Source organism: Neisseria sp. P0008.S010 (genome assembly GCF_051962715.1).
Taxonomy (GTDB): Bacteria; Pseudomonadota; Gammaproteobacteria; order Burkholderiales; family Neisseriaceae; genus Neisseria; species Neisseria elongata.
The window spans coordinates 1-2,047 of record NZ_JBQCVA010000094.1 but is presented as its reverse complement, the minus strand read 5'-3'; the positions used below and the strand labels follow the sequence as shown (position 1 = coordinate 2,047).

1 protein-coding gene and 1 pseudogene are annotated in these 2,047 nt (G+C 47.8%); one reads left to right on the top strand and one right to left on the bottom strand.

Going from position 1 to position 2,047, the window contains the following annotated elements; all coding sequences use genetic code 11:
- Positions 1–92 precede the first annotated feature (92 nt).
- Positions 93–1,121 (top strand): hypothetical protein, encoded by a 1,029-nt coding sequence (locus tag ACTHSL_RS12455; RefSeq protein WP_440381638.1) that lies wholly within the window; start codon positions 93–95, stop codon positions 1,119–1,121.
- On the opposite strand, the pseudogene ACTHSL_RS12450 reads toward ACTHSL_RS12455, so the two are convergent.
- Positions 1,089–1,720: pseudogene (locus ACTHSL_RS12450) on the bottom strand (IS1595 family transposase). The gene ACTHSL_RS12455 and the pseudogene ACTHSL_RS12450 overlap by 33 nt on opposite strands.
- Positions 1,721–2,047 lie beyond the last annotated feature (327 nt).

Below are 2,047 nucleotides of genomic sequence, written 5' to 3'. Positions count from 1 at the left end.
TTGCTTCTTTGGATTAGGTTTTCGTATTTCATTTGGAAATTGTAAATCTTCAGGATACTTTCGCAAGAGGTCTAATAGGAAGGCTGTCTGAAATGAGCAAACCTGATTTTAAAAGCGTGGCCGATGCCGCGCTGAACTCTATTGATAATTTGTTGAACGAGTGGCTCCCGTCCGGTCGTTACAAGGGGCATGAATTTTATGCTTTAAATCCTACGCGTGCAGACAAAAGGCTGGGGTCTTTCGTCATTAACACGAACACGGGGGAATGGTCTGATTTCGCGACGGGTGATGCCGGCGGCGATTTGATTGTACTTTATGCATATTGCTTTGAGAACGGTAATCAAGGCAAGGTTTTTCGTGCGGTTGCGGAACGTCTGAATATGGACGGTTTCGAGCCTGTCGAGCGTAAGGAGTGGGACGGGACACCGAATTATGGCAATAAAAAGCCGCGACAGAATTGGACGGCGATTATGCCTTTTGAGGAAGACCGTCTGAACCTTTTGTCAGGTGCGAAGTGCTACCGTTATGCGTTGGGCAGAAAGACCGAGGGTTTGCGGGCGGTGTACCGTGATGCGGCGGGTGCGCCTTTACATGTGGTGCAGCGGTTTATCGACGAAGAAGGCAGAAAGGTGGATTTGCTGTTTGTGTGGGAGAAAAATGATGATGGGGTGCAGGCTTGGGCAAACCGCCGCCCTGCCGCGCCTACGCCCCTGTTTGGGTTGGATGCTCTTGCGGCCAAACCTGATGCTCGTGTGTTGGTGGTGGAGGGTGAGAAATGCCGTATTGCCGCCGATGCGTATTTTGATTTGCACGATTGGGCCGTGGTGTCTTGGATAGGCGGCTGCAACGGCTGGAACAAGGCGGACTGGTCGGCTGTGGTCGGGCGGAATGTAGCATTGTGGTCTGATGCCGACAGTCAACGGCGCAAATTGAGCCGTGAGGAGGTTGAGGCAGGTATGAAACCTGAAGATGCACCACTGCTGCCTTTTGACGAGCAACCAGGGCGTAAGGCGATGCTGGGTATTGCATCACTGCTACACAATCAGGAATGTACGGTGCATATTGTAAGGGGCTGTACTAGATTAGCCCTAAATTCCACACCAAACCCGCAAGATTTTTAGCTGCTGGGACGGTGTGCCGAAGTTAAACCGAAATTCGCATTCTTTCAAGAACAGCGGGAAAGATTTGCGATCGATTCCGTTGTATTTGCGTAAGACGCGTTTTGCCTGATTCCAAAAATTCTCAATGCCGTTGATGTGGTTCTGACGGTCGGCAAACGATTTGGAATGGTTGATGCGGTAATTTTGGAATGGTTGATGCGGTAATGGATAAAACCGCTTACGTCTAGCTTGTCATAGCTGCTCAGACTATCGGTATAAACAATGCTGTCCGGCATGATTTTCTGTTTGCTAACAGGTATCAACGTATCGGACTTGGCATTATCTACGACAACGGTATAGACCTGTCCATTGCGTTTCAGAATGCCGAAGACAACCACTTTTCCTGCCGCACCGCGACCGCGTCTGCCTTTACGCCGTCCGCCGAAATAACTTTCGTCCAACTCGACAGGGCCCTCAAAAACCTCATCGGCGACCAAGGCCAAATGATGGCTGATGACCATACGGATTTTACGGTAGAACAGTGCTGCGGAATTGGGATGGATAACCAAAATATCGGCAGCAGAACGGGCGGTAACTTCGAGTACAAAAAACCGGAGCAGTTCTTTCTGTACTTTTTTATTTAATTTTCAGTGTGTTATCTTCATATTCCGAGGGTAACATATCTGCTAATCTAGTACAGCCCCAAAAATATTAGCTGCGTCTGCTTATATTTCACAGCAGATAACATTTAGAAATGTTTAACGGTAAAGTAAAAGCAGATGAAAGCTTCTCTGATGAACATCGTAAAGTTAAATAGAATCCATATCGGTCACACTGCCGAAACAAATTCCCATCCGAAGGATCAAACTATCATGACCTTCTTCAGCAACCTGTCTATATTAGATAGGGCAAAAAAACACGTATAAAATAGAGAAGCCCTGACGAAT